This window comes from Caballeronia sp. ATUFL_F1_KS4A (assembly GCF_023630905.1).
Classification (GTDB): Bacteria; Pseudomonadota; Gammaproteobacteria; order Burkholderiales; family Burkholderiaceae; genus Caballeronia; species Caballeronia zhejiangensis.
Map to the genome: position 1 here is coordinate 1 of NZ_JALQEB010000047.1, position 15,693 is coordinate 15,693.

20 protein-coding genes and 1 pseudogene are annotated in these 15,693 nt (G+C 64.3%); 9 read left to right on the forward strand and 12 right to left on the reverse strand.

Features of this window, described 5'->3' with window-relative positions:
- Positions 1–283 (forward strand): annotated as a pseudogene (locus NCS03_RS30085) (hypothetical protein); the annotation flags it as partial.
- A 199-nt stretch (positions 284–482) separates the two neighbouring features.
- On the opposite strand, the gene NCS03_RS30090 reads toward NCS03_RS30085, so the two are convergent.
- The gene (locus NCS03_RS30090) at positions 483–1,652 is read right to left on the reverse strand and encodes a zinc-dependent alcohol dehydrogenase (RefSeq protein ID WP_008345760.1); all 1,170 of its coding nucleotides are present in this window, start codon (positions 1,650–1,652) and stop codon (positions 483–485) included.
- A gap of 142 nt (positions 1,653–1,794) precedes the next feature.
- Here NCS03_RS30090 and NCS03_RS30095 point away from each other — a divergent pair, with 142 nt between their 5' ends.
- Entirely contained in the window at positions 1,795–2,307 is a 513-nt protein-coding gene (locus NCS03_RS30095) for a flavin reductase family protein (protein ID WP_250530434.1), read from the forward strand.
- Between the two features lie 86 nt (positions 2,308–2,393).
- Here NCS03_RS30095 and NCS03_RS30100 read toward each other — a convergent pair whose 3' ends face one another.
- From NCS03_RS30100 to NCS03_RS30110, 3 genes are all read right to left on the reverse strand, one after another.
- Positions 2,394–2,876: a DUF3597 domain-containing protein gene (locus tag NCS03_RS30100; protein WP_175982181.1), complete on the reverse strand. Its 483-nt coding sequence runs from the start codon at positions 2,874–2,876 to the stop codon at positions 2,394–2,396.
- 67 nt (positions 2,877–2,943) lie between these two features.
- Positions 2,944–3,390 carry a response regulator gene (locus NCS03_RS30105; RefSeq protein ID WP_008345755.1) on the reverse strand — a complete coding sequence of 149 codons (447 nt, stop codon included), beginning with the start codon at positions 3,388–3,390 and terminating at the stop codon, positions 2,944–2,946.
- Between the two features lie 64 nt (positions 3,391–3,454).
- Positions 3,455–4,330 carry a manganese catalase family protein gene (locus NCS03_RS30110; protein ID WP_008345754.1) on the reverse strand — a complete coding sequence of 292 codons (876 nt, stop codon included), beginning with the start codon at positions 4,328–4,330 and terminating at the stop codon, positions 3,455–3,457.
- A 324-nt stretch (positions 4,331–4,654) separates the two neighbouring features.
- On the opposite strand from NCS03_RS30110, the gene NCS03_RS30115 reads away from it, so the two are divergent.
- From NCS03_RS30115 to NCS03_RS30130, 4 genes are all read left to right on the forward strand, one after another.
- Entirely contained in the window at positions 4,655–5,755 is a 1,101-nt protein-coding gene (locus tag NCS03_RS30115; RefSeq protein WP_008345753.1) for a YihY/virulence factor BrkB family protein, read from the forward strand.
- A gap of 57 nt (positions 5,756–5,812) precedes the next feature.
- Positions 5,813–6,277: a hypothetical protein gene (locus tag NCS03_RS30120; RefSeq protein ID WP_008345752.1), complete on the forward strand. Its 465-nt coding sequence runs from the start codon at positions 5,813–5,815 to the stop codon at positions 6,275–6,277.
- A gap of 46 nt (positions 6,278–6,323) precedes the next feature.
- Positions 6,324–6,527 carry a CsbD family protein gene (locus NCS03_RS30125; protein ID WP_008345751.1) on the forward strand — a complete coding sequence of 68 codons (204 nt, stop codon included), beginning with the start codon at positions 6,324–6,326 and terminating at the stop codon, positions 6,525–6,527.
- Between the two features lie 72 nt (positions 6,528–6,599).
- A complete protein-coding gene (locus tag NCS03_RS30130; RefSeq protein ID WP_008345750.1) occupies positions 6,600–6,773 on the forward strand; it encodes a hypothetical protein in 174 nt (57 codons plus the stop codon).
- Positions 6,774–6,779: 6 nt separating this feature from the next.
- Here the strand turns inward: NCS03_RS30130 and NCS03_RS30135 are convergent, their stop codons facing one another.
- The 7 genes from NCS03_RS30135 to coxB are packed head-to-tail and all read right to left on the reverse strand — an operon-like array spanning position 6,780 to position 13,165.
- Complete coding sequence (locus NCS03_RS30135; RefSeq protein ID WP_250437854.1) at positions 6,780–8,057, reverse strand: c-type cytochrome; 1,278 nt, start codon at positions 8,055–8,057, stop codon at positions 6,780–6,782.
- A gap of 2 nt (positions 8,058–8,059) precedes the next feature.
- The gene (locus NCS03_RS30140; RefSeq protein WP_008345748.1) at positions 8,060–8,422 is read right to left on the reverse strand and encodes a c-type cytochrome; all 363 of its coding nucleotides are present in this window, start codon (positions 8,420–8,422) and stop codon (positions 8,060–8,062) included.
- 4 nt (positions 8,423–8,426) lie between these two features.
- The gene (locus tag NCS03_RS30145) at positions 8,427–9,353 is read right to left on the reverse strand and encodes a cytochrome c oxidase assembly protein (RefSeq protein WP_250530435.1); all 927 of its coding nucleotides are present in this window, start codon (positions 9,351–9,353) and stop codon (positions 8,427–8,429) included.
- Positions 9,332–9,667 carry a hypothetical protein gene (locus NCS03_RS30150; protein ID WP_250530436.1) on the reverse strand — a complete coding sequence of 112 codons (336 nt, stop codon included), beginning with the start codon at positions 9,665–9,667 and terminating at the stop codon, positions 9,332–9,334. Before NCS03_RS30150 ends, NCS03_RS30145 begins: the two co-directional genes overlap by 22 nt.
- Complete coding sequence (locus NCS03_RS30155; protein ID WP_250530437.1) at positions 9,664–10,293, reverse strand: cytochrome c oxidase subunit 3; 630 nt, start codon at positions 10,291–10,293, stop codon at positions 9,664–9,666. Before NCS03_RS30155 ends, NCS03_RS30150 begins: the two co-directional genes overlap by 4 nt.
- Complete coding sequence (ctaD, locus tag NCS03_RS30160; RefSeq protein WP_034471079.1) at positions 10,290–12,212, reverse strand: cytochrome c oxidase subunit I; 1,923 nt, start codon at positions 12,210–12,212, stop codon at positions 10,290–10,292. Before ctaD ends, NCS03_RS30155 begins: the two co-directional genes overlap by 4 nt.
- Positions 12,209–13,165, reverse strand: coding sequence for a cytochrome c oxidase subunit II (gene coxB / locus NCS03_RS30165; protein ID WP_250504462.1), 957 nt, complete (start codon positions 13,163–13,165; stop codon positions 12,209–12,211). Before coxB ends, ctaD begins: the two co-directional genes overlap by 4 nt.
- 140 nt (positions 13,166–13,305) lie before the next feature.
- On the opposite strand from coxB, the gene NCS03_RS30170 reads away from it, so the two are divergent.
- The 3 genes from NCS03_RS30170 to NCS03_RS30180 all read left to right on the forward strand — a co-directional run bounded on the left by NCS03_RS30170 (position 13,306) and on the right by NCS03_RS30180 (position 14,522).
- Complete coding sequence (locus NCS03_RS30170; RefSeq protein WP_033535648.1) at positions 13,306–13,743, forward strand: CBS domain-containing protein; 438 nt, start codon at positions 13,306–13,308, stop codon at positions 13,741–13,743.
- 105 nt (positions 13,744–13,848) lie between these two features.
- On the forward strand, positions 13,849–14,193 hold the full coding sequence (locus NCS03_RS30175; RefSeq protein ID WP_008345740.1) for a response regulator: 345 nt from the start codon (positions 13,849–13,851) through the stop codon (positions 14,191–14,193).
- 110 nt (positions 14,194–14,303) lie between these two features.
- Positions 14,304–14,522 carry a hypothetical protein gene (locus NCS03_RS30180; RefSeq protein ID WP_250458505.1) on the forward strand — a complete coding sequence of 73 codons (219 nt, stop codon included), beginning with the start codon at positions 14,304–14,306 and terminating at the stop codon, positions 14,520–14,522.
- Between the two features lie 18 nt (positions 14,523–14,540).
- Here the strand turns inward: NCS03_RS30180 and NCS03_RS30185 are convergent, their stop codons facing one another.
- Positions 14,541–15,668 (reverse strand): L-dopachrome tautomerase-related protein, encoded by a 1,128-nt coding sequence (locus NCS03_RS30185; RefSeq protein WP_175982171.1) that lies wholly within the window; start codon positions 15,666–15,668, stop codon positions 14,541–14,543.
- Positions 15,669–15,693 lie beyond the last annotated feature (25 nt).

Consider the following 15,693-nt stretch of genomic DNA (forward strand, 5'->3'; position numbering starts at 1 on the left):
GCTCGGCGGGGCGGTGGGTGGCGGCGCCGGCGGCGCGGTCACGTCGAACCGTCGCGAGCGCACGGGCGCGATCATCGGCGGCGCGCTCGGCGGCGGTGCGGGCACGGCGGCAGGCAACGCCATGGGCGGCCGCGGCGGCGGTCTGATCGGCGCGGCGCTCGGCGGCGGCGCGGGCGCGGCATTGGGCGGCAATGTATCGCGCTCGAATTCGTACGCGGACGACTACAGCCGCGGCTATAACGGCCGTCGCGGCAAGCATCACAAGCATCATCGCCACGACTGACGTTCACGCGTCGGCATGCTGTCTGCGCGCGCCTTTCATCGCATCGAGCACGGTCCTTGAATGCGATGGATGCGCGCAATGATCACGCACGTCGCAGAGGCGCCGCTTTCGGCGTCCGCGCGCTCGCGCGCCGCTTCGCCGGCCCGAGCGCGCATCCAAACGCGAAGCGACGCGTCCTCACCCTGCGCGGGTGCGTCGACTAAGGCTTCAAAACCACCTTGATGCACCCGTCTTGCTTATCGCGGAAGGTTTCGTACATCTGCGGCCCGTCCGCCAGATTCATCCGGTGCGTGATGACGAAGGACGGATCGATCTGTCCTTCTTCGATGCGCTTGAGCAAGTCGTCGCTCCATCGATTGACGTGCGTTTGCCCCATGCGCCAGGTGAGACCTTTGTTCATCGCCGCGCCGAACGGAATCTTGTCGATCAGTCCGCCATACACGCCCGGCACCGAGAGCACGCCCGCCGGACGGCACACGTAGATCATCTCGCGCAGCACATGCGGCCGGTCGGATTCGAGCATGACGGCCTGCTTGATTCGATCGTAGATGCCGTCGAACGAGCGCGTCGCGTGCGACTCCATGCCGACGGCATCGATACACTTCTCGGGGCCTTTGCCTTGTGTCAGATCGCGCAAGCGGTCGAGCACGCTTTCGTCCTTGAAGTTGATCGGGATCGCGCCCGCCGCCTGCGCCATCGCAAGCCGCTCGGGAACGTGATCGATGACGATGACCTGTCGCGCCCCCAGCAATATCGCGCTGCGGATCGCCATCTGTCCGACGGGGCCCGCGCCCCAGATCGCGACGGTGTCGGTCGGTTCGATTTCGCAATTGACCGCGGCCTGCCATCCAGTCGGGAAGATGTCGCCGAGAAAGAGCACCTGTTCGTCGGAAAGGCCATCGGGAATCTTGATATGGGTCTTGTCCGCGAACGGCACGCGCACGTATTCGGCCTGTCCGCCCGCATAGCCGCCTGTCAGATGCGTGTATCCGAAGAGGCCGGCCGTCGTATGACCGAAGAGTTTGTCGGCGGCGTCCTTGTTCCGGTTCGAGCGTTCGCAAACGGAGAAATTGCCCCGCTTGCATTGATCGCATTCGCCGCAGATGATCGTGAACGGCACCACGACACGATCGCCCACTTTGAGGGCGGTGTTATCACGGCCGACTTCGACCACTTCGCCCATGAATTCGTGACCCATCACATCGCCCGATTCCATGCCGGGCATGAAGCCATCGAACAGATGGAGGTCCGAGCCGCAGATCGCGCAAGTCGATACCTTGATGATCGCATCGCGGCCGTGCTCGATCACGGGGTCCGGAACGGTGTCGTAACGGATGTCTTTCTTGCCATGCCAGATGAGTGCCTTCAAGGTCGCCTCCTGCGGATTGATCCGATCGTCGGATAGGTGCGTCGTCGCTGCCATTCGACTTGCGCAACGCGTATTCCCGCCGAGGCATGGCACATGCACATGCACGCTTGAACGATTCCTCCGACATAAAGGATAAAGCGCGATGACAAACGGTATGGCCGACCTCTTCCGGCGTCTGACGGCAGGCGTCCATGTGATCGGCGTGGCGGACGGCGCGACCAAGAACGCGTTTACGGCGAGCTCGGTCATGCAGGTCTCGTTCGACCCGCTGCTCGTTGCGATCGCAATCAATCCGGCGCATGCGTCCTATCGGATACTGCAACGCGGACGCGCGTTCTCCATCAACGTGCTGCGTTCGGATCAGCAGACGTTGGCCGCGCACTTCGGGACACAATCGGGCCGCACGATCGACAAGCTGTCGTCGACGCCTTGGAAAACCGGCCGAAGCGGCGCGCCGATACTGCCCGATGCGCTGGCGTATTTCGACTGTCAGGCTATCGGCGATATCGAAGCCGGGGATCATCGCCTCGTGACAGGCAGCGTGATAGACGGTGCGGTGCTTTCTCCCGAAGCGCAGCCGTTGCTCTATGCCGCGACGGAAGATCTGGACCGGAGCGCGCAGCTCTACGCCAAGTCGTTCAACGAATCGAAGTAGAAGTTACGCTTGCGGCGGCCGGTGACGAAGCGCGTCGCATGCTGTGTCGAGATTCGTTCATGGATCGATCAGGGAAAAGCGGGTTCTCATTTCAGATCGGCCGGCACCTTGCCGCCGTTCTCCGCGAGCTTCGTCATGACCTGCTTGTGCAGCCAGATGTTCATCGTGGCGGAGTCGTCGGTGTTGCCGGTGTAGTGCAGTTCTTGCGCCAGCGCCTTGCGCGATTCGAGACTGCTATCGAGATCGAGCAGCTTCAGCAGATCGACGATGGACGATCGCCAGTTCAGCGCCGCGCCGTTTTGCTGCTGCTTTTGCGTGAGGATCGCAATGACGTCCACTTCGGGCAATGGCGTGACCGGTGGCCGTGCAGGCTCGACGCCGGGCGTTGCGGGTGTGCCGGCGGCGCCGCTCGCCGAACCCAGAGGCGTGCTGGTCGGATTGCCCGATGACGTCGTGCTCGATGGCGGCGCCGCATTGGGTGCCGCAGGCGGCACGGTCCCGCCGGAAGCGGTTGCCGCCGGATGGTCGTGCGGAAAGATCTTGTTCAATATGTTCGAGAAGATGCTCATGTTTTCCTCTGTGCGTCAGTGATGTCGATGTTCCGCGCATCGCGCATCGAGCGTGCCGCGCGTCTCGTCATGCGACGGGCCCGTGCACGAAGTAACGAAGCAACGGCGCGAAGGTCATCGCGTCGGTCGGCTTCGCGCAAAACGCGTCGAATCCCGCTTGCTTCGCGCGTTGCAGATCGGCCTCGCTTGCTGCCGCCGAATGGGCGATAAGAATGGTCCCGGACGTGTTCGCGTCCGCGCGAAGGCGGGCGGCGACTTCGAGCCCGGACATGTCGGGCATCCAGATATCCAGCAGGACGACTTCCGGTTTGCATCGCGTGGTCGCGTCGATTGCGCCGAGGCCGCCGTAGACGGCATCGGCATCGAATCCGCACACGGCCAGAACCATGCTGATGGCGTCGGCCGTATCCACATAGTCGTCGACGACGAGCACGCGCGGCGTGCCGGGCGCGGTTTTCGTTCTACGTGTCCAGATCGCGCATTTCGGTACCAGGTATTCGCTCACGGCACTCATGATTCGTTGGCGCATCGATAACGCTCGAGCGGCGCTGCCCCGAACCGGAGCAGCGCCGCGGGTCTTACACCTCGTTCGCCTTTCCAGCGCCCAGGTCGGCGCCGGTGGTCGGATCGGCGGACGGATCCGAAGCCGTGCGCGATGCCATCGCCTGCAGCACTTCGACATCGCGTTCGGTCACGGTCACGGTGGCCGCTCCGTCGCCGCCATCGACGGCCGGTTGCGGATCTTCGACGAACTTCCAATCGCCGCCTTCGTTCCACGGCCCGCGCGCGTCATTGCCCTTCGACATGTTGAAGTACACGCTCGTGAACTCCGGCTCGCCCGGCAGCTTGCCTTGCGGGAAGTTCGGCTGAATCGAATGAAGCGCCTTTTCAAACGACTTCTGATGCGCAATTTCGCGCGTCATCAAAAAGCCCAGCGCTTCCTTGATGCCCGGATCGTCCGTCACGTTGATGAGACGCTCATAGACGATCTTCGCGCGTGCCTCAGCGGCGATATTCGAGCGCAGGTCGGCCGTCGGTTCGCCGATGGTGTCGATATAGGCAGCGGTCCAGGGCACGCCCGCGGAGTTGGTGAGGGCAGGGCCGCCGCCATAGAGCAGCGCGGTGGTGTGCGAATCGTTGCCGCCGCCCGTGAGCGAGCGATACAACTCGGCTTCCGATTCCACTGCTTCCGCGAGCTGGCCCTTTGCGCCCTTGTTCAGCATCGCGACGATCGAGCCGATCACTTCGAGATGGCTCAGTTCTTCGGTGGCGATATCGAACAACAGGTCCTTGCGGCCCGGATCGTCTTCGCCGACAGCTTGCGTGAAGTACCGGCACGCGGCAGCCAGTTCGCCCTGCGGCCCGCCGAACTGCTCGAGCATCAGATTGGCGAGACCCGGATTGGGCGCGCTCACGCGGACGGTGTATTGCAGACGCTTGTTATGCACGAACATTGCATGGCTCCTTTTAGGGCGCACGAAACCCTTCACGGTCCCGGCGCGAATCATCAAGGTTGGACGGTTATGCTCGCAGCGACCAAGAGGACGTCGAAGGCGTCGGTTACGGTCATGCTGCTGCAAGCCTCAGCGCGATGCATCGCGCTGGCGTATCGCGGGGGAAAGCCGCGTCGTGGAATGGAAGGCCGGCTGTCCGGATCGAGTCCGCGGCATCGGCCTGAATGGGAATCAGCAACGCGTATGCCACGCGATCCAACTGACTTCGAAGGAGCGGGCATCGACGATGCTTGATGCCGAGCGGATGAATCAACGGAGACAACCATGAACGTCAAGTCGCTTATGGGACGAACCTTCGCGTGGCCCGCACGCACGTTCAAACGTTTCAGCGCGGATCGTGCTGCGCCGATGGCCGCGAGCATCGCGTTCTATTCAGCGTTCTCGCTCGCGCCGACGCTCGTCATGGTGATCGCCGTCGCCGGCCTCGTGTTCGGCGCGGAGGCCGCTCGCGGTCAGCTCTTTCATCAGATCAACGGCATGCTCGGCAAGGATGCCGCCGCGAGCGTGCAGGCGATCGTCGAGCACGCGCATCAGAGCGGCGGAAGCGGCATTGCCGCGGTGATCTCGTTCGTACTGCTGGCCGTGGGCGCATCGGCGACGTTTTCATCGTTGAACACGGCGCTATCGATCATCTGGCCGAAAAGCGGCAGAGAAAAATCGGGCGTCGCCACGCTCGTCAAGGTTCGGCTGATCTCCTTCGGTCTCGTGATGGGCGTCGCGTTCCTGCTGATCGTGTCGCTCGTGCTGGACACCGCCGTGCAGGCCGCGGGCAAATGGGTGTTCGGGGAATCGCCGCTCGTCGTCATCGGCGACATCGTGCAGTTCGTGCTCGGTCTCGCGATCCTTTCGTGCGCTTTCGCCGCGCTGTTGAAGTATCTGCCCGATGGTCACGTACCGTGGCGCGATGCGCTCGTAGGCGGCGTTATCTCCGCGGTGCTGTTCTCGGTCGGCAAGAAGCTGTTCGCGCTCTATCTCACGCATGCCGGGACCGCGAGCGCATTCGGCGCGGCCGGCTCGCTCGCCGTGCTCCTGATGTGGCTGTATTTCGCGGCAGCCGTCATGCTGCTGGGCGCGGAAGCCGCTGCAACGCGAGTCGAGGCGCGCGAAGGCAAGACCGACGAATCGAACGAGAAGCGCGAGCCTCATGCAGCGCCGGCGACGAACGTGCCCGCCACGACACGTCCGCAAACCGCGCCCGCGATGCAAACGCGCCCGAGCGTCGCGCCGAACGGTTCGCCCGTGATCGCGAAGGTAATCGGTGCGGTAAAAGCGAACCCCAGTCGATTCGCAATCGCCGCGGCAGGCGCGACGCTCTTCGTGTTCGCGAGGGGCGGACATCGACATCACACGGAAAGACGTTCCTGAGCAACTTCGGCACGGCGGATGCTGCGAAACGCGTGAGCGTTCGGCAAGGAGGCACACATGCAAGGGCATTTCGACGACCTGATGAAGCGGGCCATCTATTCAGGCTCCGCTGCGGGACTGGCTTCGGCTTGCGCCGCGTCGACCGCGGCCGTTCGCGCGGGACACGAGCCATACGCGGCGATCAACGCCGTATCCCATTGCTTATGGCCGAGAGCAATCTGGCATGAAGAACCGAGCTTCAGATACAGCGCGTTCGGCGCAACCATTCACATGGGAAGCGCGGCTTTCTGGGGCGTGTTGTTCGAGTCGTTATGCGGACCGCGTTCCCGGCCAGCGACGATCGTCGCCGCCGCCGCGACGACCGCGCTCGTCGCCTATGTCGTCGATTACCACGCCGTGCCCAAACGAGTCACGCCCGGCTTCGAAGCTCATCTGTCGAAGCGCTCGCTCGCGATGACCTACGTCGCGCTCGGCGCAGGCTTCGCGATCGCGGCGCTGATTCGCGGACGCGCGGCGCGCTGAAGGCATCGGCTGTCATCGCCATTTGTCCATCACACAGGAGCACACGATGAACAAGGATCAAAGGGAAGGGATCAAGGAACAGATCAAAGGCTGGACCGATACGGCCATCGGCACCGTGACGGGCAATGAAGATCGCAAGGTGAAAGGCGATGTCGAAATTACCAACGGCGCCAATCGCAAGGACTATGGCGATCAGAAGGACAACATCGAAAAGGGCGTGGAAGACCCGGGCGATCCGACCAACGAGTAATCGATAGCGCGCAAGCGTTGAAACAAGAGTGGCCGTATGGTGCGGCCGCCGTAACCGTAAGGAGCATCGAACATGAGCACGCCATCCCAGCAAAGCGGACAGGACCAGAAGCCCTCCGACGACGAAACCTTCACCACCGATGTCTCCGAAACGGACGACGAAGGCACGACCGTGCGCGAAGCCGAAGTGCGGAAGGACGACCTTTCCGAAGTCAAGCCGAACGAGGGCGCGGGCACGCCGGAGTAACGCACGTCATTTGTGGATGGTCGCGCGAAACGATCCCACGTCGTTGGCCGTGACCGGGCGCGCGTCGTTGCCCCACGACGCGCGCACATACGTGAGCACTTGCGCGATCTGTACGTCGGTGAGGCGTCCGGCGAAGGGCGGCATCGCCTGACGTGGCGGGCCGTGGATCGTCGCGGGGCTGTTGCCGCCTTCGACGAGCAGCCGGATCAGCGAGGTCGTATCTTCGCTGATGACCGAGGGATTGCCCGCCAGCGCGGGAAACGCATTCGGCACGCCCTTGCCATCGCTTCGATGACACTGCGCGCAAAACCCCGCATAGACCGCCGCGCCCTGTTCGGGCGCAACGTCGGGCGCGCGCGTCTTGAGACGTCCCGGCGACGCAAGCGACGGATCGAACACGCCGTCCGCCGCGCCGGTCGCGGGCAGCGTCTTCAGATAGACGGCGATCGAGCGCAGATCGTCATCGGTCAGGTATTGGGTGCTGTCCTCGATCGTTTCGACCATGCTGCCGAATGCGGCCATGCCCGCGCCGTGGCCCGTCTTGAGAAACGCGGCGATATCGTCCTGCGCGATGCGCCCGAGCCCCGAGCCGGAATCTCCGCGCAAATTCGGCGCGAACCAGTTGTCGTTGACGCCGCCGGAGAGGAACGTTTTCGATGACTCGTCGTATCCGCGTTCCTGATATGCGATCCCGCGCGGCGTGTGGCACGAGCCGCAATGCCCGAGCGACTGCACGAGATAGGCGCCGCGATTCCAACTCGCATCGCGATCGGCGTGCGGTTCAAACCGCTGCTTCGGCGCGAACGCCATGCGCCACAGAGGCAACGCCCAGCGCTGGTTGAACGGAAAGGGTACTTTCGTTTCCGGCGGCCGGTGATTCACGGGCGGCACGCCATGCATCATGTAGGCGTAGAGCGCGCGCAGATCGTCGTCGCTGATCTTCACGAACGCCGGATACGGCATCGCGGGATAAAGCCCCTTGCCGCCCGGCGCGACGCCCTCGCGCAACGCCTTCGCAAAGTCCTCGTAGCTGTATGTGCCGATGCCCGTCTCGCGATCCGGCGTGATGTTGCTGCTGACGATGGTGCCGAACGGCGACGTCATCTCGAGCCCGCCCGCATACGGCGCGCCGTTCGAGGGCGCGGTATGGCATCCGGCGCAGTCGGCGGCTTTGGCGAGATACGCGCCGCGCGCAATCAGTTCGGGCGATGGCGACGCCCTGTCGTCCGCCATGACGGCGAGCGGCCACAGAAGCAGAACGGAGAGGAAGCGGGATACATTCATCGTTATTGGTGATACAGGTATGCGGCGATGTCACGCGCATCGATTTCGCCGACGCCGAGATCGGGCATCGCGCTCTGCGGTGAAATGCGCTGCGGAAAGCGGATCCATGTCTGCAGATTCTCCGGTGTGTTCGGCAGCTTGCCCGCGACATAAGCCCGCTCGCCGATGTTCTGCAGCGTCGGTCCGACCTTGCCGTAAGCGCCCGGCACGCCGTCGATCCGGTGACACGCGCCGCAGCCGTAACGCTGGATCGCATCGAGGCCGTGTCGCGGATTGCCGCCGGTGATCGCGTCGGCCGAAGGCGGCTTGCCCTGGCAAGCGGCGAGCGTAGCGATCAGAAGGAGCGCGATTGGAGTCGTGTGCATGTGCTCATCCTTCGCTGGCCACGTCGGCGACGGCGCGCGGCGGCGGCCGCCGCATCAGCCAGCGCGCGCCGACGAGCAATCCGCCGATCAGATACGCAAGCCCGCCCGGAACCCACATCACCAGACCGCCGAGTTGCTGATCCTGCAAGGGATCGAAGCCGAGGGCGCGCGTCGTCTCGATGTACGACGGATACCAGACACCCGGCGCGAGCGTCAGCAGCGCACCGAGCGCGCCGGTGTGGACCATCGTCGTGAAGAGGGAAAGCATCGCGTGGGCATTGGATGCGCCCTGCGCTTCCGATGCGCGGCCGAACACCGTCCACCAGAACAGCAGCGCGCTCGCCAGAAAACTGGCGTGCTGAAGCGTGTGGATGCCGGGGCGCGCGAGCGCCGCCTCGAAGAAGCGCGGCGCGTGCCAGCACCACAGCGCGGCGGCGTGCAACGTCCACGCGACGACGGGCAAGGTCAGGAAGCGCCATGGCAGTTTGATCCAGCGTGAACGCGTCGCCGCGCCGATGCGCGCTCTCGCGTTCGCGGGAAACGCCCAGAGCCACACGGCGAGCGGCCGGCCGATGACGAGCAGCGGCGCGGCCACGAGCATGAAGAGCTCGTGCTGCAGCATGTGCGCGGAGAAGAGCCATTCGCTCAATGCGTGCAGCGGCGAAACCAGCGCGACGACGAGCGTCGACCATCCGGCGGCGAACGCGATCAGCTTCGCGGTCCGCTCGCGACGGCCTTGCGCGCCGCGCTTGTGCAGCTTCAGATAGCCGGCGAGGTAGAGCGTCAGGCTCGCCGCCAGCACGGCGACGATCCACGGCTCGAACGTCCACGCGAGCGGCGATGCCTCCGCCGCTGCGACGTGGGCATACGCATCGGCGGACGACACGAGCACGCAAGGCAGCGCGCATTTCAGCAGGCGGACAGTAGCCATTGCGGTATCGAAATCGCGATCACGGAAAGCACCGACAGCGCGCCCACACCGGCCGCCACCGCCGCGATGAAACCGGCGCGTGCCGGACGGTCGCCGGTATCGGGCGTCGGCAGGGCGAGTTTGCGCCGCGCGTCGCGCCAGCGCTGCCATGCGAGCAGCGTCGCGGCCACGCAGACGATCGCGCTCGCGCCGCTCACGCCGTCGAGCAACGCACGGCCTCCGAGCCGGCACGCGGGCGTCACCAGCGCGTAGTTCAAGCTGAGACAGGCGAGAACGATGAACGGAGCGCCGAGCAGCGCGAGCCAGGTTTTCATAGCCGCGCCGCCCAATAGATGACGCCGTAGATCGGCAGCCAGCTAAACACGACGAAGTACCAATAGAGCGCGTTTTCGCTGACATCGACGAGCCGCTTGCCCTCGAACGGCCCCGTAAAGAGCAGCACCGTGAGCACGGCTGTATCGACGGTATCGGTGATGAGGTGAGTCGTGTGCAGACCGAGCAGCAGCCAGATGACCGAGCCATACGCGTTCGCGTACCAGCTCACGTTGAGCGATGCGAATTCGAATCCGCGTATCACGAGGAAAATCACCGATGCGACCAGGCACACCGCGAGCCAGATCGCCGCTTTCCGGCGATCGCCACGTTCCGCCGCGTTCTTCGCGAGCTGGTTCGGCCACAGGCTGGCGAGCAGCACGACCGTGTTGAGCGTGCCCCAGAAAAGACGCGGTGGCTCGGCCGCCATCGGCCAGGCGGGGGCGCGCGTGCGCAGATAGAAGACCATCATCACCGCGATGGCGAACACCGTGCCTTCGATCAGCATCAGGCCGGCCGTGCTCCACCACATGAGGCTGCGGTGACTGAAGGCGAAGGTCGGCAACGCGCGCACGTCGAGCACGAGCTCGCCGGTGCCGTGCGCTTCGCGGCGCGTTTCGGCGTTCATGGCCGGCGCTCCCGCGCGACCGCGAGCCGGTTCTCGCCGCGACTCGGCCAGAACCAGCCGATCATCGCCACGGCGACCGGCAGCGACGCCCATACGATCGCCCACGGCGTGTAGATCGAGCCGATGAACAGAATCGTCGTGGCGACGGCGCTTGCGAACGGCCACAGAGAGGGCGTCGGAAACATCGGCCGATGATCGGGCTGCGCATCGAGCACGCTCGTCACGAGCACTTCGCGCGCATCGGCGGCGAGACCCGCGACGAAGGCCGGTTGCGCGGACGGCTCCCACAGCGGATCGCGTCCGTGCACGACCGGAATCGCATCGAAGTTATGCGGCGGCGGCGGCGACGGCACGCTCCATTCGAGCGTGCCCGCGCCCCACGGATCGGCGGCGGCGCGTTCGTCGCTGCGCATCGTCTTCACGACATTGACGATGAAAAGCAGCACGCTCAACGCGATCATGTAAGCGCCGATCGTCGCCGTGAAATTCATGCCGTCCCAGCCCATGCCGTGCGGATACGTCCACACGCGCCGCGGCATGCCTTCGAGTCCGAGCAGATGCATCGGAAAGAAGGTCACATTGAAGCCGATGAAGAACAGCCAGAATTGCCATTTGCCGAGCCGCTCGTCGAGCAAGCGTCCCGCGAATTTCGGAAACCAGTAGAAGAACGCGCCGAAGAGCGGAAACACCGCGCCGCCGAGCAGCACGTAATGCAGATGCGCGACGACGAAGTACGTATCGTGAACCTGGAGGTCGAGCGGCACCGACGCGACCATGATGCCGGTCATGCCGCCCATCACGAGGATGAAGAAGAACGCGAGGACGAACAATAGCGGCACACGCAGATTGAGCTTGCCGGTCCATAGCGTGCCGATCCAGCAGAAGATCTGTATCGCCGATGGAATCGCGATCATCAGGCTCGCCGCCGTGAAAAAGCTCTTGCCGAGCTCGGGAATGTTCGTCGCGAACATGTGATGCACCCACAGCCCGAAGGCGAGAAACGCCGTGGCGATGAGCGACAGCACCATCGCCGGATAGCCGAATATCGGGCGGCGCGCGAACGTCGGAATGATCGACGAGATGAAGCCGAGCGGCGGAATGAAGATCAGATACACCTCGGGATGGCCGAAGAACCAGAAGAGGTGTTGCCACAGCAAAACGTCGCCGCCCTTCGCCGGGTTATAGAAATGCGTGCCGACGAGGCGGTCGAGAATCAGCGCTGTGCTGCACAGCATGACGGCGGGCATCGCGAAGATCACCATGAACTGCGTCACGAGCGTCGCCCAAACGAAGAGCGGCATGCGGTTGAGCGACATGCCGGGCGCGCGCAGCTTGAAGATCGTCGTGATGAGAACCACCGCTTCGAGCAGGCCGGAAAGCTCGGTGAAGGTAATCATCTGCGCCCAGATGTCCGTGCCCTTGTTCGGCGAGTAGTCGGGACCGGCGAGCGGCACGTAGCTGAACCAGCCGGTGTTCGGCGCGGTGTTCACGGCGAGCGCGGCGAACAGCAGCAAGCCGCCGAACAGGAACACCCAATACGCATACGCGTTCATGCGCGGAAATGCGATGCTGCGCGCGCCGATCATCAAAGGCACGAGGTACGCGGCGACGGCCTGCATCACCGGCACGGCGAAGAGGAACATCATCGTCGTGCCGTGCATCGTGAAGAGTTCGTTGTAGAGGTTCGGGCCGATCAGCCGCTGATCCGGACGCGCGAGCTGCGTGCGCATCGCGAGTGCGAGCAAGCCTGCGAGCACGAAGAACACGAAGGTCGTCACGATGAAGCGTCGCGCAATCGTCTTGTGATTGACCGCGCTCAACATGCCGATGAAGCCCGGCGGATCGCTCCAGGTTTTCGCGAGCGCATCGCGCACTTCGGGCGATGCGTGCGGACCGTCTGTCAGCGGTGCTTCACTCATTTGAGCGTCTCCATCCAGACGAGCAGCGCTTGCAGATCGGCGGGCGGCAGGCGCGTCGGCGGCATGACGGTGCCGGGCTTGAGCGCGCGCGGATCGACGATCCATCCGGCGAGATTGCCGCGATTGTTGGAAAGCGTCCCGGCCGCGATGAACTGCCTGCTCGCGACATGCGTGAGATCGGGGCCGATCGTGCCTTGCGCTTCGGTGCCGCGCACGGTGTGACAGCGCGCGCAGTCCTGGCTCATGAACACGTCGCGGCCGCGCACGGCGATGTCGTCCGATGGCGCGATGGACGGCTGGCGCTGACGGGCCGCCCACGCTTCATACTGTGCAGGCGGATCGGCGATGACCTGAAACGCCATCAACGCGTGTTCGTAACCGCAGAACTCGGCGCATTGTCCGCGATACACGCCCGCCTTGTCCGCGCGAAACTCGATGGTCGCATCGCGGCCGGGAATCATGTCTTTCTTGCCATGAAGATTCGGCACCCAGAACGTGTGGATCACATCGGCGGCTTTCAGCGACACGACCACCGGCCGTCCGACCGGCACATGGAGTTCGTTGGCGAGCGTGAAGCCGGGCGCGTCGCCATCGTTCGCGTAGCGCACCTGCCACCACCATTGATAACCCGTCATCTCGATGCGCAACGCGTTGTCGACGGGCAGGCGCGAGAGCGCGCGGTCCGTGAGGACATCGGCGAGAACGAGACCGAAGAGCAGAAAGGTGGACACGCCCGTCGCGGCGACGACCCAGAAGCGCACGCGCGGCTCGCGATGCCCGACAGCGGAGAGATCCGCAGGCGTTGCGCGATTCGCGCGAGGCGCGCGCATCATCGCGATGAGACACGCGAGCAGAATCGCCGCGAACACAACGCAGCAGACGGCCAGCGTCAGATGCCACAGGTCGAGAATGCGGCTGGCTTGAATGCCCGCGGGCGTCAATGCGCTTTGCATGGGTGCATCGTCTCTATGGACAGAAAGCGGACGTGCGACCTGATTAGCAATCGCCGTGCCGCACGCTGACGCGAGACGAGGGCATGACGGATGCTGTTCCTCTCATCGCGAGAACAGCGTGATTGAGACGGGAGAATGTCATGACCAAGGTAGCCGATGTAATGACACGAGACGTGCAGGCGATCGCGTCGGGCGACACGATTCGCCGCGCGGCCGAGCTGATGGACGAATTGAACGTGGGCGCGCTGCCGGTATGCGACGGCACGCGGCTCAAGGGCGTCGTGACGGATCGCGATATCGTGGTTCGCGCGGTATCGGCGGGCAAGGATGCTTCGTGCGCCGTGCAGGAAGTGGCGAGCGAGCCGGTGGAATGGTGCTTCGAGAGCGACGATATCGAAGACGCGATGCGCCGGATGGAACGGTTGCAGATACGCCGTATGCCCGTCGTGAACGGAGAAAAGCAACTCGTCGGGATGCTTGCGCTGGGAGATATCGCGACATGGTCGGACGGCGAAGTTGCGTCGACGCTCGGCGCGATATCGACGCCGTCCGTGCCGAGTCGCGATGAACCGAAATAGCGTCGTGTCGAAGTCCGTCCGAGCGGTACGGGATTTGCTCGCGTTGCGACAGGATGCGCGTCCCTTCAAACACCGGGAGCCGGCCGCAATCGGCCGGAATCGACAATGCTGTTTCTGTTCGTCGAAGATGATGCAAACGTCGCCGCGGCATTCGCCGAACTGGCCGCCTCGCTCGGCCATCACGCGGACGTCGCGCGTACCGGCGGCGAGGCGCTGCGCATGACAGGCCAGACTCGCTACGACTCCGTGTTCATGGATATCGGCTTGCCGGATATCGACGGACGCAAGCTCTGCGAATTCGTGCGCTGCGCGGGCGCATCGACGGAGGCGTGCATCGTCGCGGTGACCGGTACGCGCGGATTCGACATGGATTCATCGCGTCAATTCGACGGCTATCTGCGCAAGCCCGTTACCGCATCGGAACTCACGGATGTCATACGAAGCTGCTGAGGCGCCGTGCGTGCGACGTTGCGCGGATCGCGCGGCTACGTATCCTGCATAACATTCGCTTGAGGTGAGCGACGCTACGATCGCAGCACGACAACGCACGTGCTGCCTTCATGAACCGATACTTCACCAACACGCAGGGCGCCATCCGCCGCATCATCGATCTGAAGCGCAACGGGCCCGAGGCGAGCCGCGCGAACGTCGTCGGCCAGCAGAAGGACGGCAGGGAAGTCCACGGACTCGAGCAAGTGCTTCTTCACTTGCGCATCGGACGCATCGCCCATTTCACTTGCAGCAGTTCATATGTTCAGGAGATCGTCTTCGTCAGCTAGCGACGAAGACGGCATTCGCTAGCGTCCCCTGATCGCATAGAGCCGCGTCGGTAACGCGACGGGGCTTTGCGGGTCGAACCAGCTCATGTCGGGAATGCGCGAATCCGTGACGTAGATCGTGCCGTCCGCGCCTTCCGAGAACGTGTCGGGCCAGACGAGACGCTTGTCGCGCAGCAGCGTCGTGAAGCGATCGCCGTCACGCACGCGGATCGCGTGATGTTCGACCGACGACACGTAAAGCCGTCCGCGCTCGTCGAACCAGAGACCGTCCGCGGGACCGTCGATGCCGACCGCTTCGACGCGCGACGAAACCTGCTGCGCGCTCAACTGCGCGTTCTGAAGCGCGTCGGTCGCGATGCGATACAGCGTCTTGCCCTTCACCGCCTGCCAGTACAGATAGCGCCCATCGGGCGTCAGCGCGATGCCGTCGGCGGAAAAGCTCACGCGCCGTCCGTCGGTCTGCTGCAGCGGCTTGCCGTCGACCATCACGGTCACGCTCTTGTCGGCCTGCGTGCTCGGGTCGCCGTCGAGCACGCGGCGCGCCGAGCCGGACGCCGTATCGACAACGACGATCGCGCCGCGCACGCCCGAATCGGTGATATAGACGAAGCGGCCGTCCGGGCTGATGCGGACATCGTTGAGATAGCTGCCTTGCGGTGCGATCGTTTCATCGAACGAATAGACATGCGCGACGCGGTTCGATGCCAGATCGATCTGCACGAGCTTCGGCGCGCCCGGCACGACGAGCGACTGCGCCGGCGCACCCGGATCGATGACCCACAGATTGCCGCGCTTGTCCGCGACGACGGACTGAACGCAGACCCAGTGATCCTGCGGCGTGACTTCATCGCGACGTGAATTGCGCCAGCTATTCCAATCGGCATCGGGATAGGGTCGCAGGTCGCCGGTGCTGCCGAGCTCGGCGACGGATATCGGCGCGTCTTCCGTCCAGCGCGGAAAGTTGACGAAGGTGCGGCCATCGGGCGTCACGGTGACGCCGGTCACTTGATGCTCGAAGGTCGCGACGAGCCGAAGCCTGGCATCGCCGCCTTGCCGGTCGTGTCGGCTGGCGGTTTCCTGTGCGGCGGCCATCGGCGAGAGGGCGGCGAGGCTCAGAACGAGGAGGGTTTTGACGAGCGGTCTCATGATCGGCTCCGATTCGGGGATGCGC